The sequence below is a fragment of the Halothermothrix orenii H 168 genome, assembly GCF_000020485.1.
Taxonomy (GTDB): Bacteria; Bacillota; Halanaerobiia; order Halanaerobiales; family Halothermotrichaceae; genus Halothermothrix; species Halothermothrix orenii.
Genome location: NC_011899.1, coordinates 914,112 through 940,179 on the forward strand (window position 1 = coordinate 914,112; position 26,068 = coordinate 940,179).

At 37.0% G+C, this 26,068-nt stretch carries 25 protein-coding genes; 23 read left to right on the plus strand and 2 right to left on the minus strand.

All coding sequences use genetic code 11. The features are described from left to right. Positions 1-107: 107 nt before the first annotated feature. From HORE_RS04455 to HORE_RS04495, 10 genes are all read left to right on the plus strand, one after another. Positions 108-425 (plus strand): cupin domain-containing protein, encoded by a 318-nt coding sequence (locus tag HORE_RS04455; protein ID WP_012635793.1) that lies wholly within the window; start codon positions 108-110, stop codon positions 423-425. A 300-nt stretch (positions 426-725) separates the two neighbouring features. Continuing rightward, a complete protein-coding gene (locus tag HORE_RS12890; RefSeq protein ID WP_167935759.1) occupies positions 726-1,037 on the plus strand; it encodes a hypothetical protein in 312 nt (103 codons plus the stop codon). Further along, positions 974-1,213, plus strand: a complete 240-nt coding sequence (locus tag HORE_RS13285) for a type I restriction enzyme endonuclease domain-containing protein (RefSeq protein ID WP_041605862.1) — start codon at positions 974-976, stop codon at positions 1,211-1,213. Before HORE_RS12890 ends, HORE_RS13285 begins: the two co-directional genes overlap by 64 nt. Next, positions 1,213-1,455, plus strand: coding sequence for a DUF6363 domain-containing protein (locus HORE_RS04465; protein ID WP_345788620.1), 243 nt, complete (start codon positions 1,213-1,215; stop codon positions 1,453-1,455). Before HORE_RS13285 ends, HORE_RS04465 begins: the two co-directional genes overlap by 1 nt. Positions 1,456-1,543: 88 nt before the next feature. Beyond that, positions 1,544-3,058, plus strand: coding sequence for an NAD-dependent epimerase/dehydratase family protein (locus HORE_RS04470; protein WP_226984189.1), 1,515 nt, complete (start codon positions 1,544-1,546; stop codon positions 3,056-3,058). A 239-nt stretch (positions 3,059-3,297) separates the two neighbouring features. Then, a complete protein-coding gene (ribD, locus tag HORE_RS04475) occupies positions 3,298-4,410 on the plus strand; it encodes a bifunctional diaminohydroxyphosphoribosylaminopyrimidine deaminase/5-amino-6-(5-phosphoribosylamino)uracil reductase RibD (RefSeq protein WP_226984190.1) in 1,113 nt (370 codons plus the stop codon). 7 nt (positions 4,411-4,417) lie between these two features. Beyond that, entirely contained in the window at positions 4,418-5,086 is a 669-nt protein-coding gene (ribE, locus tag HORE_RS04480) for a riboflavin synthase (RefSeq protein ID WP_012635797.1), read from the plus strand. Positions 5,087-5,100: 14 nt separating this feature from the next. Beyond that, a complete protein-coding gene (locus HORE_RS04485) occupies positions 5,101-6,315 on the plus strand; it encodes a bifunctional 3,4-dihydroxy-2-butanone-4-phosphate synthase/GTP cyclohydrolase II (RefSeq protein ID WP_012635798.1) in 1,215 nt (404 codons plus the stop codon). Between the two features lie 74 nt (positions 6,316-6,389). After that, entirely contained in the window at positions 6,390-6,860 is a 471-nt protein-coding gene (gene ribH, locus HORE_RS04490) for a 6,7-dimethyl-8-ribityllumazine synthase (RefSeq protein WP_012635799.1), read from the plus strand. Positions 6,861-7,287: 427 nt separating this feature from the next. Next, entirely contained in the window at positions 7,288-8,076 is a 789-nt protein-coding gene (locus HORE_RS04495) for an ABC transporter ATP-binding protein (RefSeq protein ID WP_012635800.1), read from the plus strand. Positions 8,077-8,313: 237 nt separating this feature from the next. Here the strand turns inward: HORE_RS04495 and HORE_RS04500 are convergent, their stop codons facing one another. Further along, the gene (locus HORE_RS04500) at positions 8,314-9,693 is read right to left on the minus strand and encodes an ISLre2 family transposase (protein ID WP_012635801.1); all 1,380 of its coding nucleotides are present in this window, start codon (positions 9,691-9,693) and stop codon (positions 8,314-8,316) included. An 83-nt stretch (positions 9,694-9,776) separates the two neighbouring features. Here HORE_RS04500 and HORE_RS04505 point away from each other — a divergent pair, with 83 nt between their 5' ends. From HORE_RS04505 to HORE_RS04520, 4 genes are all read left to right on the plus strand, one after another. After that, positions 9,777-11,126 (plus strand): ISLre2 family transposase, encoded by a 1,350-nt coding sequence (locus HORE_RS04505; RefSeq protein WP_143710024.1) that lies wholly within the window; start codon positions 9,777-9,779, stop codon positions 11,124-11,126. 166 nt (positions 11,127-11,292) lie between these two features. After that, the gene (locus HORE_RS04510) at positions 11,293-12,432 is read left to right on the plus strand and encodes a THUMP domain-containing class I SAM-dependent RNA methyltransferase (protein WP_012635803.1); all 1,140 of its coding nucleotides are present in this window, start codon (positions 11,293-11,295) and stop codon (positions 12,430-12,432) included. A gap of 29 nt (positions 12,433-12,461) precedes the next feature. Beyond that, the gene (locus HORE_RS04515) at positions 12,462-14,447 is read left to right on the plus strand and encodes an amylo-alpha-1,6-glucosidase (RefSeq protein ID WP_012635804.1); all 1,986 of its coding nucleotides are present in this window, start codon (positions 12,462-12,464) and stop codon (positions 14,445-14,447) included. 13 nt (positions 14,448-14,460) lie between these two features. Further along, positions 14,461-15,384: a DMT family transporter gene (locus HORE_RS04520; RefSeq protein WP_012635805.1), complete on the plus strand. Its 924-nt coding sequence runs from the start codon at positions 14,461-14,463 to the stop codon at positions 15,382-15,384. Here the strand turns inward: HORE_RS04520 and glgP are convergent. Further along, entirely contained in the window at positions 15,381-17,018 is a 1,638-nt protein-coding gene (gene glgP, locus HORE_RS04525; protein ID WP_012635806.1) for an alpha-glucan family phosphorylase, read from the minus strand. The two genes, HORE_RS04520 and glgP, sit on opposite strands and share 4 nt — an antisense overlap. 225 nt (positions 17,019-17,243) lie before the next feature. Here glgP and dapB point away from each other — a divergent pair, with 225 nt between their 5' ends. The 9 genes from dapB (at position 17,244) to HORE_RS04570 (ending at position 26,062) form a co-directional block, all read left to right on the plus strand. Further along, positions 17,244-18,035 carry a 4-hydroxy-tetrahydrodipicolinate reductase gene (gene dapB, locus HORE_RS04530; protein ID WP_012635807.1) on the plus strand — a complete coding sequence of 264 codons (792 nt, stop codon included), beginning with the start codon at positions 17,244-17,246 and terminating at the stop codon, positions 18,033-18,035. A gap of 14 nt (positions 18,036-18,049) precedes the next feature. Then, positions 18,050-19,015, plus strand: a complete 966-nt coding sequence (gene dpsA / locus HORE_RS04535; RefSeq protein WP_012635808.1) for a dipicolinate synthase subunit DpsA — start codon at positions 18,050-18,052, stop codon at positions 19,013-19,015. Positions 19,016-19,044: 29 nt separating this feature from the next. Further along, positions 19,045-19,638, plus strand: coding sequence for a dipicolinate synthase subunit B (locus tag HORE_RS04540; RefSeq protein ID WP_143710025.1), 594 nt, complete (start codon positions 19,045-19,047; stop codon positions 19,636-19,638). Between the two features lie 27 nt (positions 19,639-19,665). Beyond that, entirely contained in the window at positions 19,666-20,703 is a 1,038-nt protein-coding gene (locus HORE_RS04545) for an aspartate-semialdehyde dehydrogenase (protein ID WP_226984191.1), read from the plus strand. A gap of 51 nt (positions 20,704-20,754) precedes the next feature. After that, the gene (gene dapG, locus HORE_RS04550; protein ID WP_012635811.1) at positions 20,755-21,960 is read left to right on the plus strand and encodes an aspartate kinase; all 1,206 of its coding nucleotides are present in this window, start codon (positions 20,755-20,757) and stop codon (positions 21,958-21,960) included. Between the two features lie 19 nt (positions 21,961-21,979). After that, entirely contained in the window at positions 21,980-22,864 is an 885-nt protein-coding gene (gene dapA, locus HORE_RS04555; RefSeq protein WP_012635812.1) for a 4-hydroxy-tetrahydrodipicolinate synthase, read from the plus strand. A 206-nt stretch (positions 22,865-23,070) separates the two neighbouring features. Beyond that, positions 23,071-24,747, plus strand: coding sequence for a ribonuclease J (locus HORE_RS04560; RefSeq protein WP_012635813.1), 1,677 nt, complete (start codon positions 23,071-23,073; stop codon positions 24,745-24,747). 293 nt (positions 24,748-25,040) lie between these two features. Further along, complete coding sequence (locus HORE_RS04565; protein WP_012635815.1) at positions 25,041-25,835, plus strand: ClpP family protease; 795 nt, start codon at positions 25,041-25,043, stop codon at positions 25,833-25,835. Then, positions 25,832-26,062, plus strand: a complete 231-nt coding sequence (locus HORE_RS04570; protein ID WP_012635816.1) for a YlzJ-like family protein — start codon at positions 25,832-25,834, stop codon at positions 26,060-26,062. The genes HORE_RS04565 and HORE_RS04570 overlap by 4 nt, the downstream gene beginning before the upstream one ends. The last annotated feature ends 6 nt before the right edge of the window (positions 26,063-26,068 follow it).

Consider the following 26,068-nt stretch of genomic DNA (forward strand, 5'->3'; position numbering starts at 1 on the left):
ACCGGGAATTATAGATCCCTATATCAACACTTTTCTAACACTTAATAAAAGTCTTTAATTAAAGAAATAATACTTATACTAATTAATTTATGAAAGGGGTTTTAAAAATGGATATTATTAAAATGAAGGAGATTGAAGGAAGTAAAAACAAAAGAGGTGTAGTGGCAAAACAAATACTTAAACATGATAATGCTCAGGTGATGAATCTTGTGCTGGAACCGGGGAATGTAGTTCCTGAACATTCAGTACCTGTTGATGTTTTTTTCTATATTGTTGAAGGAAAAGGGACATTGAAGATTGGGGATGAGGAAGCAGTAGTTGAAGCAACAGATATTATAACAGTTCAACCAAATACAAAGATGTCCCTGGTGGCAGATCAGGGAGAGAACTTTGTTGTACTTAATGTGAAGACTCCTAGTTTATAATTAGGGTATATTAAATTAATAAAATATAAAAATGGAATTATTATTTACATTATAAGGTCTTACCAAAGTAAAATTGGGAGACCTTATTTTATTTGTTCTTTAGCGTCTGGTTAAGATTGACAATTTACTAATTCCATCAATTTATCAAAGGATTTTAAAGTTTGTTGTTGAATATTAAAAATAATAACATCATCTTCTTTACTTGGATACTATAACATTAGATAAAGAAGAGGGCTGAAGCTTTTATACATCTAAAAGGCCTTATATTCTGAATTCTCCTAAATAAAAATAGCAAAATAATTGATCGAAGAGTCAAGAGGTTTTCCAGGAAAGGCTATGGTAGTATCTGTAGATAGATTTACTGCTATAAAAATGTATGATAAGGTCCAGTATTATTGGGAAGAAAAGCTTAAAATACTATATATAGAAAGGTCAAATGCTAGATCTGGTATAGAAAAGAATAAAATAAATAAGAAAAACTACATGAAAAGTATAGAAATGGCAGTAGTAATAAGCGGTGATGGAGATGATGAAGAAAAATTTATAAATTGGAGAAACTTCTCCAGGATAATAAGACTAGAATTAATTTTTCAGAAAGATATAAGGCTATAATTGATAGATATAATTCCGGTAACACAACTAACGAAAACTATTATGAAGACTTAACTAACTTTGTAGATGATTTAAAAGAAGAAGAGGAAAGGCATATAAGGGAAGGACTAACAGAAGAATTAGAAATATATGATTTACTAAAGAAGGATATTTTTACAGGAAATATCCTGGGCTAATTAAAAGATTGGAAAACCGTTATTTGCATTATAATAAGAACCTTGACTATATTGCTGAATTAGAAGAGAAGAAAAAGGTATTTGTAATCAGGCCAGTTAAAAAGATAGAGATTAGCAGGTTAGAGAGGAATAGAGAGAAGATTAAAGCCCTTTATAAACAGGGGTATTCAGAGACCATTAGGCAGTATAATAATTTAATGAACTGGATTAATAGTATTTCAGAGGTCCAGGTTTCACAGTAATAAGATTCTTTTATCTATAAATATTAAAAGTAGCAGAAGTAATGGGAAGTAACGAGATAGACAGGGATTTTTATAAAAAGAAGGTGAAATGATGACGAAAGTCTTTTTGACAGGGTCAACAGGTACAATGGGGCAAGCCACATTAAAGGCGTTACTTAAAGCAGATTCTTTTGAAATAATTGTACTGGTAAGGGATACAAAGAAAGATAGGAAGATTATAAAACCATATATAAAGGAAAAAAACTTGCAGGTCTATTATGGTGATCTAACCAACTATAATGATGTATTAAAGTGTATGGTAGGAGCAGATATAGTCCTGCATTGTGCTGCACTTGTATCACCAGCTGCAGATTACTGTCCAGAAGCAGCCATGAATATCAATTATGGATCTACAATTAATATAATTAAAGCTATAAAAGCACAACCAGATTGGGAAGAAATCAGACTAGTATATATTGGAACTGTTGCAAAAACAGGAGATAGGATGCCACCTATCCACTGGGGAAGGGTTGGTGATCCAATAAAACCCAGTATACATGATTACTATGCTGTTTCAAAGGTGGCAGCAGAAAGGGCTGTAATAGAGTCAGGATTAAAATACTGGGTTTCATTGAGACAGACAGGTATAATAAGTGAAAAAATGACGGAAATTAAAGCTCCCATTATCTTTCACAATTGTTTAGATAATGTTTTAGAATATATTACAGAAAAAGATTCTGGAGTACTGATGAGAAATTGCTGTAATGATCTACCAGATGATTTCTGGAGACATATCTATAATATTGGTGGTGGTCCTGGCTGTCGAATGAGCAGTTACGAAATGTTTAAAGGTTTGTTTGAGTCTTTAGGAATAAATAATCTGGAGAATGTAATTAGTTCAAAATGGTTTGCAATTAGAAATTTTCATGGACAATATTATCTGGATAGTGATAAATTAAACGATTATTTAAATTTTAGAAGCCAGAATAAACAATATTTTTATAAACTTTATTTAAAAAAGTTGAGATTGTTTCTTCCCATAGCCAGAACCCTCACCAGAGTACCTGGTGGTGAAAAACTAATCGGGAAAATTATTAAAAAACAGTTTAAAAAACTGCTACTTGATGAAAGAGGTACATTGAACTGGATAGTGAATGATAAGAAGGAATTTATTGAGCCTTTCTTTATATCCATAGAAAAGTGGGATGAAATTCCTCTTTTATATAAATTTAAACATTTTACAGATTGGGATAAAGCTATCTGGATTGACCATGGCTATGATGAAAGCAAAAAGGAATCAGAGTTGTCCATTGAAGATCTTGAAGGTGCAGCTGAATTTAGGGGAGGCCGATTATTATCAAATAGTATGGAAAAAGGTGATTGGCAAACGAAGCTGGAGTGGAAATGTGCTTTTGGCCATAAGTTTACGGCCAGTCCCAGATTGATTCTGGAGGGAGGGCACTGGTGTCCTGTATGTGAACGAAAAAGCTGGAACTACCACGAAATCGCAAAAAGAAGCCCGTTTTTTGCCCAGGTCTGGTATTCTTTACATGATAGAGATGAGCCACTCAGGGAGTATCCCAAAAAGGTCAGTGAACTGGATGTTTTCCCTGCCTCTCTTTAGTTTCTTGATTGAGTTTATTAATAATAGAAATCACCTAAATTTAAAATAAAGAAAACCCCTTTCTATAGCTGGAATAATAAGGACCACAGTTTAATAGATATGTTATAGAAAAGAAGAAGGAAAGGGGTATAGATATAACTGGAGAAATAATATAAACATAGCCTTCCATGAAATTGGAAGGCCTTTTTATTGATTGGGAATTTTAAAGTAATATCTATTTATGCTCAGGAGGGGATGTGGTGAGAATACATGCAGATACCCACCATTCTTATATGCAGAAAGTCCTCGAACTGGCGAGAAAGGGAGAGGGGTATACAGCCCCCAATCCGCTGGTAGGAGCAATTATAGTCAGGGAGGGGGAGATAGTCGGCCAGGGCTTCCATCAGTATTATGGCGGCCCTCATGCGGAAATACTGGCCCTGGAGGAAGCAGGAGAAAGGGCCAGGGGGGCCACCTTATATGTGAACCTGGAACCCTGCTGCCACTATGGTAAAACACCCCCCTGTACAAAAAAGATTATAGATTCAGGGGTAAAAAGGGTTCTGGCAGCAATGTTTGATCCCAATCCCCTCGTTGCAGGCAAAGGGGTAAAGGAATTGCAGGAAAATGGCATAGAGGTTGAAGTGGGGCTTCTGAGAAAAGAGGCAGAAAGACTGAATGAAGTTTATATAAGATATATTAGTTCAGACCGGCCTTTTGTATATTTAAAATCAGCCCTTACCCTGGACGGTTTTATTGCAACAGTAACGGGCGACTCCAGATGGATCAGTAATGAAAAGGCCCGCCTCTTTGCCCATACCTTAAGACATAAGGTAGATGCCGTCCTGGTGGGGATAGGGACAATATTAAAGGATGATTCTGCCCTCACTACCCGGCTTCCCGATGGCAGGGGAGAGGATAGCATAAGGATTATACTGGATCCTGAGCTGAGTATTCCGCCTGATGCCAGGGTTATCAATCAAAAATCTAGGAAAAGGACGATCCTAGTTTGTGGAGAGGATTATGACAACAAAAAGTATCAGGGGCTTCTCAGGAAAGAGAATCTTGAAATCCTGTCTGTACAATTGAATGAAGAAGGGAAAATACCCTTAAAAGCATTACTGAGGATACTCCATAAGCAGGGTATCAGCAGTATTCTGGTGGAAGGCGGGGGAAGGGTTAATTACTCCTTTTTAAAGGAAGGCCTGGTTGATAAAGTTTATTTTTTTATCGCACCTATAATACTAGGTGGCGATGATGGCATAAGGGTATTTAGTGGCGAGGGTGTAGCTGATATTGAAAAAGCATGGAAATTAAGGGATGTCCAATATAATTTTTTTGATGATAATATTTTAATCTCAGCCTATTTATAGGGAGGTAATGTGTTTGTTCACCGGAATCGTCCAGGAAATCGGGGTACTCAGAGAAGTAGTCCGGACAGGAGGTACTTATCTTTTTTCCATTACTGCCCGGAGGGTTTTGCAGGACATTAAGAAGGGAGATAGCATAGCCGTTAATGGGGTCTGCCTGACTGTAATAGATTTTAACGGAAATAGCTTTAATGCTGAACTTATGCCGGAAACATTAAAGGCCAGTAATCTGGGTGATTTAAAGCCCGGTGCATTACTGAATCTGGAGCAGGCAGTGAGGGCAAAGGATTTTCTCGGAGGCCATATAGTGACCGGCCATGTTGATGGGATTGGAGTAGTTAAAAGTATCAGGAAAAATAGAAATGCTTATTTAGTGGAAATTGGGATCAAAAAGGACCTGACCAGATATCTGGTGGAGAAAGGGTCCATAGCAGTAAACGGAGTCAGCCTGACCATAATGGAACTTTATTCTGATTCTTTCCTCATCTCCCTGACCAGGGAAACCTGGAATTCTACTAATTTACATTGTGTAAAGACAGGGGATAGTTTGAATATAGAAACTGATTTGCTTGGCAAATATGTCTACAAAATCCTGAAAAATTATTTCGGGAATAAAGAGTTTGTACCCCATCATACAACTATAAACAGGGAATTTTTGATTGAAAATGGTTTTATCTGAAGGGGGTTTTAAGGGTGGATAAGATTGAGGGAGCCCTGGAAGAGCTTAAAGAGGGGAAAATGGTCATAGTAGTTGATGATGAAGACAGGGAGAATGAAGGGGACCTGGTAATGGTTGCGGAAAAAGTAAGCCTACAGGCTGTCAACTTTATGATAAAAGAGGCCAGGGGCCTGGTCTGTGTTCCCATGGAGGAAGAGAGGTTGAAAAGGCTTTCAATCCCTCCCATGGTCACCTTTAATAATGATTTGAATGAAACAGCCTTTACTGTTTCGGTGGATCATAGAGAAACTACCACCGGTATTTCTGCCCATGAGAGGGCCCTTACGATTAAAAAATTGATAGATCCCGCCAGCACAGCTGAGGATTTCAGGAGGCCGGGCCATGTTTTTCCCCTTGCCGGGAAAAAGGGAGGGGTATTAAAAAGGCCAGGCCATACCGAAGCTGCCATTGACCTGGCCAGACTGGCCGGCTGCCATGGGGCAGGAGTCATCTGTGAGATAATTAATGATGATGGAACCATGGCCAGACTGGCAGATTTAGAGAGATTTGCCCATCACCATTGTTTAAAAATCATCAGTATAAGGGATTTGATTAAATACAGGATGAAAAAAGAAAAACTGGTCAAGAGGGTTGCTGAAGCCATGCTACCGACAGTTTTCGGTTCATTCAAGATTATTGCCTATTTAGATGTTATAGATGAGAGGGAACACCTTGCACTCATTAAAGGTGATATACGGGGGAGAGAAAAGATTCTCGTAAGGGTGCATTCTGAATGCCTGACAGGGGATGTCCTTTCCTCTCTCCGCTGTGATTGTGGGGAACAGTTGGCCCGTTCTTTAAAGATGATTGAAAGGGCTGGAGCAGGTGTCCTTTTATATATGCGCCAGGAGGGCAGGGGGATAGGGCTCAGTAACAAGATTAAAGCCTATGCCCTGCAGGAACAGGGGCTGGATACAGTTGAGGCCAATGAGGTGCTGGGTTATCCGGCTGATATGAGGGATTATGGCATGGCTGCCCAGATTCTGAAGGATTTAGGTTTGAATTCAATAAGGCTGATAACAAATAATCCAGAAAAAATAAGAGGGCTTGAGGAGTATGGCCTTTCTGTAATAGAACGGATTCCTATAATAATAAAAGCAAATGAGAAAAACAGGTTCTACCTGGAGGTAAAACAAAAGAGGATGGGACATTTGTTGAATATAATCTGTTCATTAACCTTATTACCTTAATGTTCTTATATAATTATCTTACTTTCTTAAATTTGTTAATATCCTGATTTTTTATAGAAAGGAGTTAATTATTTATGAGAAATGTTATTGAAGGCCAATTGATTGGTAATGGTATAAGGGCAGGGATAATAGTCAGCCGCTTTAATGATTTTATAACTGAAAAACTATTGGAGGGTGCTCTTGATGGTTTGAGAAGGCATGGTGTTAAAGAGGAAGATATAAGCATTATAAGGGTTCCCGGTTCCTTTGAAATACCCCTTATTGCTTCAAAAGCAGCCAGGTCAGGCAGATATGATGGCATAATCTGCCTGGGTGTAGTAATAAGGGGTGAAACACCCCATTTTGAATATGTCTCTGCAGAGGTATCTAAAGGCATAGCCAAGGTTGCCCTTGATACGGGGGTGCCTGTAATATTTGCTGTCCTGACTACTGATAACATAGAACAGGCCATCGCCCGGGCTGGTACCAAACATGGCAATAAGGGTTTTGATGCTGCCCTGTCCCTGATAGAGATGGTTAACTTGATGAAGGCAATGTCTGTTTAAGAGTGTTTACATAACAAGACATTTAATGCAGATACTTAGCAATAAATGCCATTAATTGCTTGAAAGGCATGTTGTATTCTGGTATAATTAACTAAAAAATAATAAATATGTAAGAAAATTTGCTAATTTATTGGAAGGTATGTATGTTTAAAAAATTCCTTTTATCTGCAAATAAGTTTTTGGGTTTTATTTGAATATCATAATAGTTATTTTAATTCCATTTACTCTAATATTTATGTAGTTGATATGGAGCAGATGATGGACAGACATGGGGAATTGGGAGTGAATTGGGATGAGTTAAAGGTATAATGTTTAAAAAATATTTTAAGTTAATTTACACAGTACTTTATACGATATCTTTCGTATCACATTTTATACATAAATTAACCAGAATTGATTTGTTTTCTGTTATTAGTTTATTCGGTTTTTGGTTGGCAATGTTTTTATATATTATATTTCTTCCGGTGAGATAAAGGTCAACGGCCTGGTGCCATATGAAAATAGAAAAGAAAACTCAATGCATATGGGAGTGGTTTTTGGCCAGAGATCACAATTATACTGGGATATTCCTGTTGAGGAAACTTTTGAACTTTTTAAGAAGATGTACAGGATTGATGAGAAACGTTTTAAGGAAAATGTTGAATTCTATGTAGACTTATTGGAAATGGGTGATTTTATAAGGAAACCTGTCCGGACATTAAGCCTTGGCCAGAAGATGAGGGCGAACTTGACAGTGGCCTTGCTCCATGACCCTGATGTTCTTTATCTGGATGAACCTACCATTGGCCTCGATGTTGTGGTGAAGAGTAAAATAAGAAAGTTTATTAAAGCGATAAATAAGGAAAAGGGAACCACTGTTATCCTTACGACCCATGATATGAATGATATTGAAAATATATGTGACCGGATTATCTTGATAGACCAGGGGCAGATCTTATATGACGGCAGGCTTGCTGATTTCAAGGAAAACTATGGGAAACAGTATACAATGATGGTTCAGTTTTCTGATAATAATATAGAAATAAAAGATTCCAGGTTTAATATACTAAAAGAAGATGGGCAGTTCAAATGGTTATCTTTTTTGAAAGAGGATATAACCGTTGCTGAAGCAGTTAATTATTTAAGCAGAAATTATAATATAATCGATCTGAGTATCAAAGAACCTGATATTGAGGATATTGTCAGAAGGATATATGAGAATAAAATAGCCTTATAATACTAAAAAAATAGGGATACTTACAAAAACAAGGGATAGTGTAAAATTTAAGTAGGAAGCAGGAAAAGGAGGTATAAATATAGAAATAGAGACCCAAACACCCGGTAAAGGAGTTGAGTCTCTATATGAATATTATACTTGAAAATATTAATAATCTCAATACCTTAGAAGAAACTGGTACGTGTCAAGAAAAGGTAGGAAGGATATTTCACCTCAAACAACCCATAAATATTTATTCTAAATAGTTGCCAGTCCTCTTATTGCTTTTACCCAATCTTTACCGCTATCTGGACCATTTATTGCAGGTATTTTTGCCTGTAACCACTTACTCCAATCCCTGTCCGCTTTCTTAAACATATATTTTATTTTCCTTACCGGGTTTTTTATTGTGTAATACTGATCTCCAAGTCTTTCTTTTAATTCCTTGTTATGTTTTAACATTAAAATTCTAGCCATTGCCTCAGCACCTTTTTTGCTCCAACTCATTCCCTGGTTTTTCATCCTGCGAGCCACATTCTTATCCACATAGCCCTCAGCTGCCCCCATCCCATGTAATTCTTCATCCCTTAATTCTGTTGGTATCCGATATCTGTAATCTAATAAGTGCTCTTCATACTTTTGGAAATGCTTTATTATTTTCCTCCTCTTTTCTCGGTTTTCAGCTGTTTCTCCCATACATATTAACGATTCCAATGTGTCCAGAAATACCTGCTTTCTTCCTTCTGCTAATACCCTGCATAAATCATCTGCAACTTCTCGTCCAAAGTATAATCCTACATCTCTTTTTATATGATACCTATCCAGTTGTACTATTATATTTTCAAAGTATTCCTTACTGGTCTTTTGTATCCAGCTGGCACCGTCCCCGTTTAATACTACTAAAGTGTTTTCAAGATTATATTTTTTGCTTATTTGATGGATTAATTCTTCATAAAAGTCATCTGCTTTTTCATAGACTCCTGCTACTATTTGTGGCTCCTTCAATCTCTTCCGTTTTTTTGCTGGACTAGTATATTCCCAGCCCTCATGGATTAATCCCAGTTTGATTTCCAGCTTCTTTCCTCCTTCTTCCTGACTACTAACCATTATCCCGTCAGCTTCAATGAACAGTAATGGTATTTCTTTTTCCTCTCCTTTTAAAATCTTACCTCCTGTGAATACTTCCTCTTTTTCATGTTTGAGTCTCTCTGACTCCCTTTTTCCAAAATCCCTGACTTCATTAAAGATGCTTGTATGGCTTAAATGGGGAAAACCGGCTTCAGCCAGTACTTCCTCCACTTGCCTGTAGCTCATCTTACTTGCCAGTATTACCAGCAGTTTTAGGTATTCTCCACTTACTCTTTTTTTCTTTTTTAACCCCAGTTTTTTGTCCAGTAAAATGACGCTTTTTCCTGTTTTTTGGTCTTTATATAGTCGCCTTCTAAGCTTGATGTTTCCAACTTTAGTCGATATCGTTCTTTCTAAAAATCTTACTACTTCTAAATTTTTATCTTTATTTTTAAATAGCTCTTCTTCAAGCTTTTCTATTGCCTTCTCCATTATCTGCCTTGCAAGTTCCAGTGCTGCCTTCTCCAAGGTATTGATATCTGTTATGTTTTGTAGTAAAATATTTACCATAGAGACCTCAACTCCTTTGGTCGGGTTTGTTTGAGGTCTCTATTTCTTTATCTATACCTTGTTTTCCTTCTTTTCCTACTTAAATTTTACACGTTCAAGAAACTGTTTCGAAACTTGCGTTAATAATTATGGAAAAATTTATAAAAGAACTTGAAGAAGAACTATTTAGGACTAAGCCAAAAGATTTAGAAGTTGTAGGTTTCAGAAAAAAGAACATTGCTACAAAATTAGGAGAAATAAAGATAAAAAGAAGGCTATATAAGAAGAAAAACAGTAAGAATGACTATATATTTCTTTTAGATGATAAATTAAATATACGTAAAGGAAGAAGAGTTAGTGGAGAATACCTGAAATTACTGGTTAGCCTTTCAAGTATGCTATCATTTAGACAGGTAGAAGAAGTAATTGAAGAAGCAGGTTTTCCATCACTAAGTCATGCTACCATCCATAAAGAGGTAAGAGAGTTTGGGGAACGAGAATCAAAAAGAATAGAATACGAAAGAGAGAAGGTTTTTACTGAAGGAAAATTACAGGTAGGTGGGAAAAAAGAGAAGGATCTTTTATTCATAGAAGCAGATGGAATAATGGTCAGCAGTCAAGAAGATAAAGAAAGAATGGAAATTAAAGTTGGGGTAGTACATGAAGGTTGGAACTACGAAACTCCAGCGAAAAGCAGAAGAAGATTAAAAAATCCTAAGGTAGTAATGGGAATGTATAAAGATGCTGATTCTTTCTGGGAAGAATTTAGTAGTGAGATAAGTAAAGAATATGATTTAACCAATACCCAGGTTGTTTTAAATGGTGATGGAGCTTCATGGATTCAAGAAACAGCAAAAGACTATTTTCCTGGCTTAATAGTACAACTGGATCGTTTTCATATAAAGAAGGATGTAAGCAGACATTTTGGATATGAAATAGCTGAAGGGTTATATAAGGTTTTACAAGAAGGAGAAGTCCAGGCATTTTTAGACACTTTAGAATCACTAATATGGGAAGCAAAGACAAAAGAAAAACAAAAACAGCAGCATAAACTAGTTAAGCATTACCAAAAGTATAAAGAACACTTACTAGACTACCGTTATAGACTTCCTGAGAAATTAAAGCAAAAAAAGAAGTTATATGGTATGGGAGTAGTTGAGGGTTATGTAGATAAAAATATAGCAAGAAGGATGAAGAATCAGGGGATGAGTTGGAGTAAAAAAGGTGCTGAGGCAATGGCTAAAATATTAATGTTAAAACATAATAAGAAATTAAAAGAACGGCTTAATGATGAGTATTATAAAATTAAGAGTCCGATCAAAGTCTTAAAGTACCGCAAAAGGAAATATACAGGGAATTGCAGTAACTGGTTACAGGCAAAGATGCCAGTACTATACGGAGTTGATAGTGGTAAAGACTGGGTAAAAGCGATAAAGCAACTGGTCACTGTTTGAATTGATTTGTATAAATATTGGGTTTCTATTTATTTACCTACTAATGCTTGACACAAACATAATAACTTTAAATAATTGATTTAATAGTATATGAAAGTTATAATAAAAATAATAAACATTAGACTTAAACTATATTTAAATAAAGGAGTGTAGAGGGAATATTATTATGGAAGAAATTGAATTAATAGCAACATCAACATTTGGTCTGGAGAGTATAGTAAAAAAAGAGGTAAAAGACCTCGGTTATCATATTATAAATGTCCAGAATGGTAAAATTGTTTTTAAGGGAGATTTAAAAGCTATATGTCGTGCTAATATCTGGTTGAGGTGTGCGGAAAGGGTTCAACTAAAGGTGGGCGAGTTTAAGGCGATAACCTTTGATGACTTATATGAAAAAACTTATTCCTTTCCCTGGGATAAGTGGCTTCCAGAACATGCTGCCTTTCCAGTCAGTGGTAAGTCAGTAAAATCAAAGCTTCACAGTGTCCCTGCCTGTCAGTCCATTGTTAAAAAAGCTATTGTTGATAAGCTTAAAACCCGATACCATTGTTCCTGGTTTGAGGAAGATGGTCCTGTTTTTCCAATACAGGTTGCAATACATAAAGATATAGCTACCCTGACAATTGATACAAGTGGAGATGGCTTACATAAAAGGGGGTACCGGGAACTTGTTACCAAAGCTCCCTTACAGGAAACTATAGCTGCAGCAATGATTTATTTGAGTAAATGGAATGAAGACCGAATTCTTATAGACCCTTTCTGTGGTTCAGGGACAATCCCCATTGAAACGGCCATGATTGGAAAAAATATTGCCCCTGGACTAAACAGGGAATTTGTTTCTGAAAAATGGCCTTGTATAGGACAAAAGTTATGGAAAGAAGCCCGTGAGGAAGCAAGGGATCTGATTAAAGATGAGTTTAACCCAAGGTTGATTATGGGAACAGATAGAGATGAAAATGTTATCGGTATAGCAAGACACCATTCCCGGAAGGCCGGTGTTGCTGATTATATACATTTTCAACAGAGGGATTTTTCCGACTTTTCAACAAGCAGAAAATACGGTTATATAATTACTAATCCTCCTTATGGAGAGAGACTAAGCGAAAGAAGCTCAGTGGAAAAACTTTATAGAGAGATGGGACGAAAGCTTAAGCCCCTCGACACCTGGTCATTTTATATTTTGACTTCCCATAGCAGGTTTGAAAATTTTTTTGGAAAAAGGGCCAGTAAGAGACGGAAACTATATAATGGTGGTATAGAGTGTCAATATTATCAGTATTACGGTCCCTGGCCCCCCAGGACATAATTTCTTATCAAGGGAATGGAGGAATTTAAATGGAGGAGTTTTTACCTGAAAGCTGTCGGGAGCAGGCCTGTATGTTCAGAAACGAATGGCTTGTTACCAATGGACTTGGTTCTTTTGCCAGTTCGACTGAATCTGGAGCCAATACCAGACGTTATCATGGACTATTGATAGCTTCGTTTAATCCACCGGTAGAAAGAAGATTAATGGTAAGCAAAGTCGATGATACTCTCGTAATAGATAATACCAGGGTTAACCTGGCATCAAATTTAAAAAATAAAGAACTTGAGGACTCCGGTTATAAATTTTTATTATCTTTTAGATATAAACCATATCCTGTCTATGTTTATTCCTATAAAAGCTTTCTTATTAAAAAATCAATATTTATGGTTCCCGGGAAAAATATTACGGTAGTTCATTATCATATTCTTGATGGAGATTTTCCGGCCCTGCTGGAACTAACTCCAGTGTTAAACTCAAGGGACTTTCACGGGGAAACTATATTAAGTCGACCTGAACAGGACCAGAAGACCAGGGGCAAATCTTATAAAATTAATAGTTATGATAAAAATTTTAAAAGTATATCCTTCGATTTAAATAATTACCCCCTTTATATGTTATGGGATAAAGGTTATTTTAAAATTAAAGAATCATTTTATAAAAATATGTATTATCCCTTTGAAGCTTACCGGGGTCTGGGGGATAGGGAAGATCATTATCTACCTGGAAAATTAATTGTAGATTTAGAAGAAACCTGTCAATTTACAATTGTATTTTCAACAGAGAGGGTAGAGAAAATTAACTATAAGAAGTGGAAAAACCAGTATATGGATAAACAACAGTCTTTATTACAGAATTACCCCAAAAAAAGAAATACGTTTATAGATCAGTTAATTAAAAGTGCCGATCATTTTATAGCTTACCGGAGGTCAACCGGCAAGAAAACTATACTTGCTGGCTTTCCCTGGTTTACAGACTGGGGCCGGGATACAATGATTTCCCTTCCAGGATTAACCCTGGCTACCGGTAGATATAAAGAAGCCCGGGAAATACTGACTACCTTTGCATTAAATATTAAAAGAGGCCTGTTACCCAATGTCTTTGATGATTATTCTGGAGAAGCAGCCCAATACAATACAGTAGATGCTGCCCTATGGTTTTTTTATGCTATTTATAAATATTATAAATATACCCGGGATAAGGATTTTATAAAGAAAATAATTCCGGGGCTTAAAGAAATAATCGAATACCATATTCAAGGCACTGATTATGATATTAAAGTGGATAACGAAGATGGCTTGCTCTGTGCCGGGAATCCATCCACTCAGCTAACCTGGATGGATGTTAAAGTAGAGGACTGGGTTGTAACCCCACGCCATGGCAAAGCTGTGGAAATAAATGCCCTGTGGTATAATGCCTTAAAGATATATAATTATCTAAGTAGTATTCTTAACAGGGAACCTGAATTTATGGATATTATAGATAAAATTGAAGTAAATTATGAGAAAAAATTCTGGTATAACAAAGGCAAATATCTTTATGATGTTATTGATGGTAACAGAAAAGATAAGAGTCTAAGACCAAATCAAATATTTTCAGTTAGTTTACCTTTTTCACTTTTGCCAGATAATAAAGAAAAGATGGTGGTTAAAAAGGTTATGGAAGAGCTCTATGTACCCCTGGGGTTAAGGAGTTTGAATCCATCTCATTCCGAATATAAAGGTAAGTATTCAGGCAAGCGCCTGGAGCGTGATGGGGCTTACCATCAGGGGACTGTCTGGGGTTGGTTGATAGGACCCTTTTTTGAAGCATACCTTAAGGTAAACAAATTTTCACCACAGGCTAAAAAAAATGTCCAGGAAATGATGAAACCCTTTTATGATCATATAAAAGAATATGGACTGGGCAGTATTTCTGAAATTTTTGATGGAAATTACCCTCATATACCCAGGGGTTGTTTTGCCCAGGCCTGGTCTGTTGCCGAGATTTTAAGAATTTATACAGAATATCTAATATAGGGAGGAATACATAATGCCTAATAAATATTTGCCCGTTATTTCCGGAATAACATTCTCGACAATTTTTGGGTTTTCTTTTATGTTTACAAAAGAAGCCCTGGATATAATTTCCCCCTTTCAACTGCTTGGATACAGGTTTGCAACTGCCGCCCTGGTTTTAACCCTTTTATATGTGACAGGATTGATAAAAATAAATCTAAAAGGAAAAAAACTGGGACTATTATTCACTCTGGCGTTGATTCAGCCTGTCTTATATTTTGTCTTTGAAACCCTGGGAATTCATTTGACTACATCATCGGAAGCGGGATTAATGATTTCTTTGATTCCCGTTGTTGTTGCCATTTTAGCCTCAATTTTTCTAAAGGAAAAACCTAACCGGGTTCAGTTATTTTTTATTATCCTTTCAGTGGTCGGGGTGGCTTTTATCATGGTAATGAAGGGGGCACTGTCAGTAGAAAAGAATTATTTTGGCATTTTCCTTTTACTGGGTGCTGTTTCCATGGCAGGTATATATAATATATTATCAAGGAAATTATCCTTAAATTTTAAACCGGTGGAAATAACATTTGTTATGATGTGGTTCGGTGCTATTTTTTTTAATATTATCAGTTTCTGGCAAATCAGGGGTAACTGGAAAATCTATTTTGGGATAATACTCAGACCACATGTATTAACGTCAGTCATGTATCTTGGTATATTATCTTCTGTTGTAGCTTTTTTCCTGGTTAATTTTACCCTTTCCCGGATCCAGTCATTTCAATCAGCTGTCTTTTCCAATTTGACAACCGTTATTTCCGTTATGGCCGGGATAATTTTTAGAAATGAACCTTTTTACTGGTTTCAGATAATAGGAGCTGTTATGATTATAACTGGGGTTTGGGGTACCAACTATTATGGTAGAAATTTAAAAAAGAAGGCCGAGGAGCTGCCCGCTTAAATCAGGGCAGGCTCGGCTTTTTTATTATACATAAGGTTGTAATAATCTTCTAACATTCGTGCTGCTGAAAACTTACGGTGTGACATGGCAATACTGGCTTTCATCATTTCTTCCCATCTATCCCTGTCATTATAGTAAATAGGGATAACTTCTTCCCTTAATATTTTGTAAAGGGCCTTAAGGTCTTTTTCATCTTCTTCAAGTTTTTCATCCAGGCTCTCAAAGACTTCATCAATAATCCAGCCACTGATACCATGTTCTGGCCCTTCAGCAACCCAGCCATCAAGGACACTGAGATTAAGAACACCGTTTATTGCTGCCTTCATACCGGAAGTACCACTGGCTTCGAGAGGGCGTCTGGGGTTATTTAACCAGACATCACAGCCCTGAACCAGATATTTGGTTATTTTCATACCGTAATTTTCTAAAAATACTACATTATCTTTGTACTTTTGATCCATTTTGACCAGGGTAGCGACAATATCTTTACCGTAATGGTCATTGGGGTGGGCTTTACCGGAGAAAACAAGCTGCATTTTACCAGATGTTAATAGATCATCAATTTTGTCTGTATCTCTGAATATTAGTTCACTTCTTTTATAGGGGGCAGCCCGACGGGCAAAGCCGACGATAAGGTTATCTGGGTTCATCCTGGCATCTGTTTTTTCCGCAATGAAATTAACCAGTTTCTTTTTATACTTCATATGAACATCCCACAGGTTTTTATTTTGCTCAAAGGCTTCTTTAATTTCAGGGTTTTGCCATGTTTTAACATGAACTCCATTGGTGATAGAGATAATAGGGGCTTTTTTATCAAGATGCTGCCACATTCGCCTGGCCGTTTCTCCATGGAGTTTGGAAACACCATTTGCAACATATGACATATGTAAACAGGCGGCTGTCATATTAAAGGGATCGCCACCGATTTGCCATAATTGTTCTCTTGTTAGTCCATTGTTAGCTCCCATACTTTCAATTAAATCCAGGTGGTGCTGTTCATTACCGGCTGAAACAGGTGTATGGGTAGTAAAAACAATTTCCTTTCTGGTCTCTTCCAGGGCATTTTCGAAATCCATATTGTTGTTATTCATTTTTTCCCTTATTAATTCAAAACCAGCAAAGGCTGCATGACCTTCATTGAAATGGTATTTATCGACTTCAATATTTAGGGCCCTTAAAGCACGGACACCACCTATTCCCAGAACAATTTCCTGGGCTATTCTTTTTCGGTCATCACCACCATATAATCTGTCATTAATCCAGCCAAATTCACTATCAGGATGGCCGGCATCAAGCAAGTACAGGGGGGCATTTTCAAACTGATTAGTTTTATAGATTTTACAGTTTACGTCTTTTCCTTCAATCTGGACAGTAACAGTAATCCCTGTATCTTCTATATAATCAAAGCTATATGTTGGATACGTATCATGGGGATAACCATCTTTACCAATAAGCTGGGTTGTATAATCCTGCCACCAGAGCATACCTATACCGATAATCGGGGCCTTTTTGTCATGGGCAGCTTTCAAATAATCCCCGGCTAAAACCCCCAGACCCCCGGCATAAAGGGGTAATTTTTGATCAAGACCATATTCCATACAAAAATAAGCTATTTTTTCTTTGTTTTCAGCCATTAATGTCCTCCTTTTTAGTGTTCTTTTATATTGTGGAATAGTAGAACTTATTTTATTCTTAATTTAACTGTAATTTTGATATATATTTATTAATAAGCAGGGTTTTCCCTTTAAAAATAAAAGGACAATGGTATAATATTAATAAATATATATTCCTAAATGATGAATATCTATTAGTTTATACTATTTTAAGATTAGTTATGTATACAGGAAAGGGTGATTACAGTGAAAAGGGTTTTAGTTAACGGAGCCATGGGCAAGATGGGTCAGGAAGTAGTAAAGACTGTAGTTGAAGAAACTGAAGATTTATTGGTCGGTGCCTGTGATATGAAAGGCATTGGAGAAAATATTATGGATCTGTTAGGTTTGAAGGGGGACAGAGTGACAATATACGGTGATCTTACAGAAGCGATCCAGAAAACAAATCCAGATGTAATAATAGACTTTACGATACCTGAAGTTGTGATGAACAATATAAAGACAGGTCTTTCCCATAAAGTACATATGATTGTAGGCACTACCGGAATTACTGAGGTTGATTTAAAGGAAATTAAGGACCTGGCTGAAGCAAATAATGTAAATGCATTAATCGTACCCAACTTTGCAATAGGGGCGGTTTTGATGATGGAGTTTTCAAGAGAAGCGGCCAGGTATTTTAAGGATGTTGAGATAATTGAATTACATCATAATCAGAAGATTGATGCTCCTTCAGGTACTTCTATAAAAACTGCTGAATTAATTAATAGAAACATGAATAACTGTGAAAACAATGGAATTAATGAAATTGAAAGAATCAAGGGGGCCCGGGGAGGAAATAAAAATGGAGTAAATATTCACAGTGTAAGATTACCCGGCCTTGTGGCCCATCAGGAAGTTATCTTCGGTGGAGAAGGCCAGACCTTAACCATAAGACATGATTCATATAGTAGAAAATCATTTATGCCAGGGGTAAAGCTTGCCCTCAAGAAAATAACTGATATTAATGGTCTGGTATATGGACTTGAAAAAATACTGTAATTTAATTATTTTTGATGAAAGGCCGTAACAGGCCTTTTTATTTTTATATCTGCACTTTCCACAGGGTACATACATATATTAATACTGTATATAATTTTAAAAAGGGGGTAGGTGTTCTGAAAACAATAGCTATTGTTGGTGGAGATGCTAGAGAATGGGTCTTGATGAAGGAACTGGCTAAACTGGGATATAAGTTAAAGATACTGGCTACCCCAGAAGCAAAAACACATAATAATATAGAATATTACAGTTCCCTTAATAAGGTTATAAAAAATACAGATGTTGTAATTGCACCCATGTCAAGTACAGATGAAGAAGGTTACTTAAAAGCGACATTTATTGACAGGAAAATAAAACTGGATGACCGCTTTTTTGATTTACTTAAACCTGGTAGTTTATTTATTATCGGTATTGCCCGTCCTTACCAGAAAAAATTATTAAAAGAAAGGAAAGTAAATTATGTTGAACTGGCTGATTTAGATGAGGTTGCTATTTTGAATGCTGTACCTACTGCCGAAGGGGCTTTAAAAATTGCGATAGAAGAAACTCCGGTTACTATTTTTGAGAGTAATTGCCTTGTATTTGGATTGGGAAGGGTAGGTATATCTGTTGCCTGGAGGCTTAAGGCCCTGGGAGCCAGTTGCTATGGTGTTACCAGAAATAAAGCTGCTGTAGCCAGGGCCAGGGACCTGGGTATTAAAATGTTAAGCTATGATAACCTTACCAACTACCTGGAAAAAATGGATTTATTAATAAATACAGTACCTGCTCAGGTAATCACCCGGGAATATATAGAGTTACTGCAAAAAGAAGCTGTCATAATTGATCTGGCTTCCCCACCGGGTGGTACTGATTTTAACAGTGCTGACGAATTGGGTATTAAAGCAATTTTAGCACCTGGTCTCCCTGGTAAAGTCGCTCCAGTAACATCCGGGCAAATATTGAGTGAGGTTATACCTGACATTATTAAGGGAAATTAGTATTACGGGAACTGGAGGAGGTGTCAGATTTGAATTTATCCGGTAAAAAGATAGGTTTCGGGATTACCGGTTCCCATTGTACACTGGATCGTGTTATGCCGGTTTTAGAAGAGGTTGTTGAGTCCGGGGCTGATGTTACACCGATTATATCAGAAGCCATCCTTAACCGTGATACTAAGTTTGGTCCTGCTGATAAGTGGTTAAAAAAGATACTGGATATAACCCAGAAGCCATTGATAAAGTCGGTTGTTGAAGCTGAACCGATCGGACCGGGAAAAATGCTTGATCTATTGATTATAGCCCCCTGTACAGGTAATACAATGGCCAAACTGGCCAATGGTATTATTGATGAAACAGTAGTTATGGCAGCCAAGGCCCAGTTAAGGAACGACAGGCCCGTGCTTTTAGCTATTGCAACCAATGACGGGTTGGGGATGAATGCTAAAAACCTTGGAATATTACTAAATACGAAAAATATATTCTTTGTTCCCTTTGGGCAGGATAACCCTGATTCAAAAAAGAATTCACTTGTAGCCAGATTTGATCTTGTTACCAGGGCAGCAGAATTTGCCCTGGAGAAAAAACAAATTCAACCTGTTTTAATAGAATACCGGGGAATTTAGTTTGCTTTTATGAATAATTATGGTAAAATGAATATAGTTATATTTGAACTGGAGGGGAGTAATTTGAGTAGTTATAATATTGCAGTTGTTGGAGCAACTGGTGCTGTTGGAAGAGAAATGGTTAAGGTACTGGAGCAACGTAATTTTCCGGTAAATAAGTTAAAACTTCTGGCAACCGAACGGTCAGCCGGAACCAGAATAAATTTTAAGGGTGAAACTATTGAAGTCCAGGTGACCAGGGAAGGTGTCTTTAAGGATGTAGATATTGCCCTTTTCAGTGCCGGTAGTGGACCGAGTAAAAAAATTGCCCCACTGGCAGTAAAAGAAGGGGCGGTAGTTATTGATAATAGCAATGCCTTTAGAATGGATAAGAGAGTACCCCTGGTAGTACCAGAGATTAATCCTGAAAAGATTTTTGAACATGAAGGAATAATTGCTAACCCCAATTGTTCTACCATACAAATGGTTGTTGCCTTAAAACCGATTTATGATACTGTAGGTATAGAACGTATCATAGTTAGCACCTATCAGGCTGTATCCGGTACCGGGAAAAAGGCGATTGAAGAACTAAAAAAACAGGTGAAAGAGTATATAAAAGGAAAAGATATTGAGTCATCTGTATATCCATACCAGATTGCATTTAATGTCTTACCACATATTGATATCTTTAAGGAAAATGGGTATACCCAGGAAGAAATGAAAATGGTTAACGAGACAAGGAAAATACTGAATGATCCAGATTTGAAAGTATCGGCAACAGCTGCCAGAGTACCTGTTTTTTACGGACATTCAGAATCTGTTAATGTTCAAACAAAAGAAAAAATTACAGTCGATGAGGCTAAAAGAATATTAAATAAAGCTTCCGGGATAAAGGTTGTAGATGAACCTGGAAGGCTATTATATCCTCTACCTCTAATGTCTGAAGATGATGATAATGTACTGGTCGGAAGAATTAGGGAAGATTTATCACATGAATTGGGTCTTAATATGTGGATTGTTGCCAATAATTTAAGAAAAGGGGCAGCTTTAAATGCTGTCCAGATTGCGGAAGAACTTATTAAATAGCTTTGTTTGTAGATTCCTTCCGGTTTTTAGCAGGTTACAGGGAGGTTGTTTATGAAGATAATTGTACAGAAATTTGGTGGTACCTCTTTAGATACACAGGAAAAGAGAGAAATTGCAGCCAGACATATTAAGTCAGCTGTGGAAAGAGGAAATTATCCGGTAGTTGTTGTTTCGGCCATGGGTAGAAAAGGTGACCCCTATGCTACCGATACCTTAATAAATATGGTCTACCGGGTGTCTGAAGATATTGACCCCCGTGAAAAAGATATGCTAATGTCCTGTGGAGAAGTTATTTCTGCGGTTGTAATGGTGCAAACCCTGTCGTCATTTGGTTTAAAGGCAAGGGCTTTAACCGGTGCTCAGGCCGGTATAGTAACTGATAATAATTTTGGAGACTCGTCAGTAATAAAAGTGAATCCAGAAAAAATAATGGAACTTATCAATAGTAATATTATCCCGGTTATCGCCGGTTTTCAGGGGGTTAATATGGACGGGGAAATTACCACCCTGGGACGTGGTGGTAGTGATACGACAGCGAGTGTTATCGGCGCAGCCATTAATGCCTCTTTTATTGAAATCTTTACAGATGTTGAAGGGGTCATGACTGCAGATCCAAGCATGGTAGATAAGGCCAAAATACTTGATAAGGTAAGTTATAACGAAGTCTGTGAACTTGCCTATCAGGGGGCCCGGGTTCTCCATCCCAGAGCAGCTGAGATAGCAATGAGAGAAGGAATACCAATCAGGGTAAGGTCTATATTCAATGAAAACCCAGGTACCATAATCCAGAATGGTTATAAGGGAATAAAAGGTGATCGTCCCGTTACTGCCGTTACCAGCCGTCGTAATATTATTTTCGTCAGGGTTATTCCCAGAAAGGTTGCTGAATATGCTAACGGACTGGCTGTTTTCAAGGTTTTGTCAAAAAACGGGATTAGTGTTGATTTTATCAATATAAGACCGGAAGCTATTTCATTTATTATTGTTGATGAATTAGAAGATAAGGTTAAAAAAATTTTATCTGATAACAATTTCAATTTTGAAATAGCAGATGATTTTGCCAAAGTATCAGTGGTGGGTGGTGGAATGACGGGAAGACCTGGTGTCATGGCAAGAATTGTTGAGGCTTTATCCAGGGAAAATATCTCGATATACCAGACAACTGATTCCCATACTACTATTTCATGTCTGGTTAAAAAACAGGAAGAAAAAAAGGCTTTGAATGCATTGCATTCTGCCTTTAAACTGGAAGAATAATATAGTCTGGAGGGATAAAATGGCTAAAGATTTTGGGGAAGTTTTAACTGCCATGGTTACACCCCTTGATGCCGGGAATGCTGTAGATTATAGCCAGGCCCGCAGGTTAGCTTCATATTTAATTGAAAACGGTTCTGATGGGTTGGTGGTACTGGGTACTACTGGAGAGACTCCAACCCTTACCAAAACAGAAAAAATAAGGCTTCTTGAGGAAATCGTTGATGAAGTTGGGGGTAGGGCCTCTATTGTTGCTGGAACTGGTTCTTATTCAACAGAAGAAAGTATTGAACTGACTGTTAAGGCAGAAGATATCGGGGTAGATGGTGTTATGCTGGTTGTACCTTATTATAATAAGCCACCACAGGATGGTCTTTATAATCATTTTAAGTTAATAGCTGAAAAAACTTCCCTACCGGTCATGCTTTATAATGTTCCAGGAAGGACGTCCAGAAATATAGAACCCGGGACTGTTAAAAAACTCGCTCAGGTTGATAATATTGTGGCTATAAAGGAAGCCAGTGGTAACTTAGAACAGGTTTCTACCCTGGCCCGGATACTGCCCGATGATTTTTATATATACAGTGGAGATGATACTTTAACTTTACCGGTCCTTTCAGTAGGGGGCCATGGTGTTGTGAGTGTAGCTTCTCATCTGGTAGGTAATAAGATTAAGGAAATGATAAGAGACTTTAAAGATGGAAGAATTAATAAAGCTATACAATTAAACAAAGAGCTGGGTCCCATATTCTCTGCCATGTTTTTAACCACTAATCCTATTCCGGTTAAAGCTGCTCTGAATATGGCCGGACACAGGGTTGGCAGTTTAAGACCACCACTTATGGAGTTGAGCCATTCCCAACAGGAACAGTTACGTCAAATACTTGAAGAGTATAAATTAATATAGAATTAATTAAGATTATTAAATATGGGTTTTTCTTCAATTTAATTAAAATAATATGGCTTTTTAAACAAGCACCATATTGGTGCTTGTTTTTTTTACCAGTTCAGGTTATAATATATATAACGGATATATGAACGGACTTGTTCTTTTTTTTTTGGGAGAATTTATGGGAGAGCGGTTCAATAAGATGGAGGTGTTTTTTTTTATTAATGCCAAAAAAACATAATATAAATGAAGTAAAGATGATTCCTTTAGGTGGAGTCGGGGAAATAGGTAAAAACATGATGCTTGTCGAAATGGCTGGAGAGATATTAATTATTGATGCCGGGGTCATGTTTCCTGAAGATGATTTGCTGGGAATTGACCTGGTAATCCCTGATTTTTCTTATGTAAAGGAAAATGCCAACAGGGTCAAAGGTATTGTTTTAACCCATGGTCATGAGGATCATATCGGGGCTTTACCATACCTGTTAAAAGAAATTAATGTTCCTGTCTTTGGAACTAAATTGACCCTGGGGCTTGTTGAAGGTAAACTCAAGGAGCATAGAATAAATAAAGGGCGTAAGTTAAAAGTTGTTAACCCAGGTAGTTCAATAAATGTAGGTTCTTTTAAAGTAGATTTCATACTTGTTAACCATAGTATTGCAGATACCTGTGCTCTGGCCATTCACACACCTTTAGGACCGATTATTTATGCCAGTGATTTTAAGTTTGATCAGACACCTATCGATGGTGAAGTAGCAGACTTTCATAAACTGGCCGAACTCGGTGATAATTACCCCGGAGTACTGGCTTTGTTTGCAGATAGTACCAATGTAGAACGGGAAGGGTATACTCTTTCAGAAAAAGTAGTTGGTGGTACTATTGACGATATTTTTAGAAAGGCACGTAATAGAATTGTAGTGGCTACTTTTGCTTCCAATATTCACCGGGTTCAGCAAATAGTAGATGCTGCCTTTAAATATAACCGTAAGATTGCTTTTACGGGACGGAGTATGATTAATAATATAGAAATTGCCAGGGAACTGGGTTATTTAATAATTCCTGAAGATATGATAGTAGATATTAGAAATATATCTAATCTCCCTGATGATAAAATTGTGCTTTTAACTACCGGTAGCCAGGGAGAGCCCATGGCAGCATTAACCAGAATGGCCAGGGGTGATCATTATCATATAAATATTAAAGATGGTGACACGGTTGTTATTTCTGCATCGGCAATACCCGGGAACGAAAAACTGGTTGGACAGACAATTAACCAGTTATTTAAAAGAGGGGCCAATGTAATTTATGAAGACATTTCAGGAGTTCATGTATCCGGACATGCCAGTCAAGAAGAATTAAAATTGATGTTAAATCTGGTAAAACCTGAATTCTTTGTTCCTGTTCATGGTGAATTCAGGCATTTACACCGACATGCTAAATTAGCAGAAGAAGTTGGCATCCCTGAGAAGAATATCTATATTGCTGATATTGGTGATGTAATTAGTTTCACCAAACGAAGGGTAAAAAAGGTCGGCGAAATAAGGGCCGGTCAGGTTCTGGTTGACGGCCTTGGTGTTGGTGATGTTGGCAACATTGTATTAAGGGATAGAAAACTTCTTTCAGAAGATGGTATTATTATTGTAGTTGTGACCATTGATAAGAAAGGGAAAATATTATCAGGTCCAGATATTATTACCCGGGGATTTGTATATATCCGTGAATCAGAAGAATTAATTGCTGAAGCAACCTCACGTGTTGAAAAAGCACTGGCTGAGTGTGAAGCGAATAATATTACTGAGTGGTCTGTATTAAAAAGTACCATTAGGGATGCATTAAATGATTATATTTATAAAAAAATTAAACGTAATCCCATGATTCTCCCTATTATTATGCAGGTATAAAAAATTATAAAACAGGTATAAAAAAACATTAAAAAAGGGGTGGGTTTTTGCCACCTCTTTTTTTTAATGTCCAGGAAATTATTCACAGGTGTTTTTTATGGATAATTTCAATATCAATAAATTTACCTTTTTAATGATTATAGGTGAAGGCAAATTTGTTCTTATAGAAGCATTCATCTAGAGGCATTCATCTATTTTTATTGCGGGAGGTTCATTTATTTACATAATTTTACCCTGTTAACGTAATAATAAAATTATCACATAAAAGATTTGAATTGAAAGGAGTGGTCCAGTTGAGTAATAATGAAAAAAATCAGGGTAATAATCCTAATATAAACTACTCATCCGGTGTTAATCCCCAACCAACCAGGCAACCTAAAAGGGGAAATCCCAATAACAGGCCTGATAAAAATTTAGAACCTACTTCCCTGAAATCTCTAAAGCAACTGGGGCAAAATAATCCCCCGACAGATGTTAAAAGTGATATTCATACTATCCCCATTGTAGGCCAGATTGAAGGTCATCTCGTATTACCCCCTAAAAATAAAACAACAAAATATGAGCATATCATCCCCCAGCTGGTTGCAGTAGAAGAAAATCCAAAAATCAAGGGATTGCTGGTTATTTTAAATACGGTTGGTGGTGACATTGAAGCTGGTTTAGCTATTTCAGAGATGATTAATAGTATGACAAAACCGACTGTATCTGTTGTCCTTGGAGGTGGACACAGTATAGGGGTTCCGATTGCAGTATCAACCGACTATTCTTATATAGTTGCAACAGCCAGTATGACTATCCATCCTATTAGACTAACAGGTATGGTAATAGGAGTACCACAGACCTATGAATATCTGGATAAAATGCAGGACAGGGTTATCAGTTTTGTAACCCAGCATTCCAGGATTCTCCCCGATCATTTTCGCCAGTTAATGTTTCAAACAGGGGAACTGGTCAGGGATGTCGGTACAGTACTGGTCGGTGAAGAGGCCGTTAACCATGGTATAATCGATGAAGTTGGTGGTCTTAATAAAGCAGTCAATAAATTACGTGAATTAATAAACAGGAGGGAAGGAGGGCTTCCCCATTGATTAATTATTCCCTATATCCGGCAGAAATGGTTTTTGAGGGATGGGACGATTTTACCCCAGAATATCGTATATTTAAGGTTCAGGATGATTTGAGCTTAATGGTAGAAAAAATTGGAGAAGGTCGATACCGAATTGAACAGGTCATAAGTTCTGATCCTATGGTTTTTTTGAAACAGGATTTTACCCCGGGTAATGTTATTAAACCCGGCTTGCAATTACAGTCTTAAGAATGA

What these genes read in the sequence shown, in the direction of transcription:
- HORE_RS04455 (WP_012635793.1), top strand. Translation starts at nt 108, where the DNA reads ATGGATATTATTAAAATGAAGGAGATTGAAGGAAGTAAAAACAAAAGA.
- HORE_RS04470 (WP_226984189.1), top strand. Translation starts at nt 1,544, where the DNA reads ATGATGACGAAAGTCTTTTTGACAGGGTCAACAGGTACAATGGGGCAA.
- ribE (WP_012635797.1), top strand. Translation starts at nt 4,418, where the DNA reads ATGTGTTTGTTCACCGGAATCGTCCAGGAAATCGGGGTACTCAGAGAA.
- ribH (WP_012635799.1), top strand. Translation starts at nt 6,390, where the DNA reads ATGAGAAATGTTATTGAAGGCCAATTGATTGGTAATGGTATAAGGGCA.
- HORE_RS04500 (WP_012635801.1), bottom strand. Translation starts at nt 9,693, where the DNA reads ATGGTAAATATTTTACTACAAAACATAACAGATATCAATACCTTGGAG.
- HORE_RS04510 (WP_012635803.1), top strand. Translation starts at nt 11,293, where the DNA reads ATGGAAGAAATTGAATTAATAGCAACATCAACATTTGGTCTGGAGAGT.
- HORE_RS04515 (WP_012635804.1), top strand. Translation starts at nt 12,462, where the DNA reads ATGGAGGAGTTTTTACCTGAAAGCTGTCGGGAGCAGGCCTGTATGTTC.
- HORE_RS04520 (WP_012635805.1), top strand. Translation starts at nt 14,461, where the DNA reads ATGCCTAATAAATATTTGCCCGTTATTTCCGGAATAACATTCTCGACA.
- glgP (WP_012635806.1), bottom strand. Translation starts at nt 17,018, where the DNA reads ATGGCTGAAAACAAAGAAAAAATAGCTTATTTTTGTATGGAATATGGT.
- dpsA (WP_012635808.1), top strand. Translation starts at nt 18,050, where the DNA reads ATGAAAGGCCGTAACAGGCCTTTTTATTTTTATATCTGCACTTTCCAC.
- HORE_RS04545 (WP_226984191.1), top strand. Translation starts at nt 19,666, where the DNA reads ATGAATATAGTTATATTTGAACTGGAGGGGAGTAATTTGAGTAGTTAT.
- dapG (WP_012635811.1), top strand. Translation starts at nt 20,755, where the DNA reads ATGAAGATAATTGTACAGAAATTTGGTGGTACCTCTTTAGATACACAG.
- dapA (WP_012635812.1), top strand. Translation starts at nt 21,980, where the DNA reads ATGGCTAAAGATTTTGGGGAAGTTTTAACTGCCATGGTTACACCCCTT.
- HORE_RS04560 (WP_012635813.1), top strand. Translation starts at nt 23,071, where the DNA reads ATGCCAAAAAAACATAATATAAATGAAGTAAAGATGATTCCTTTAGGT.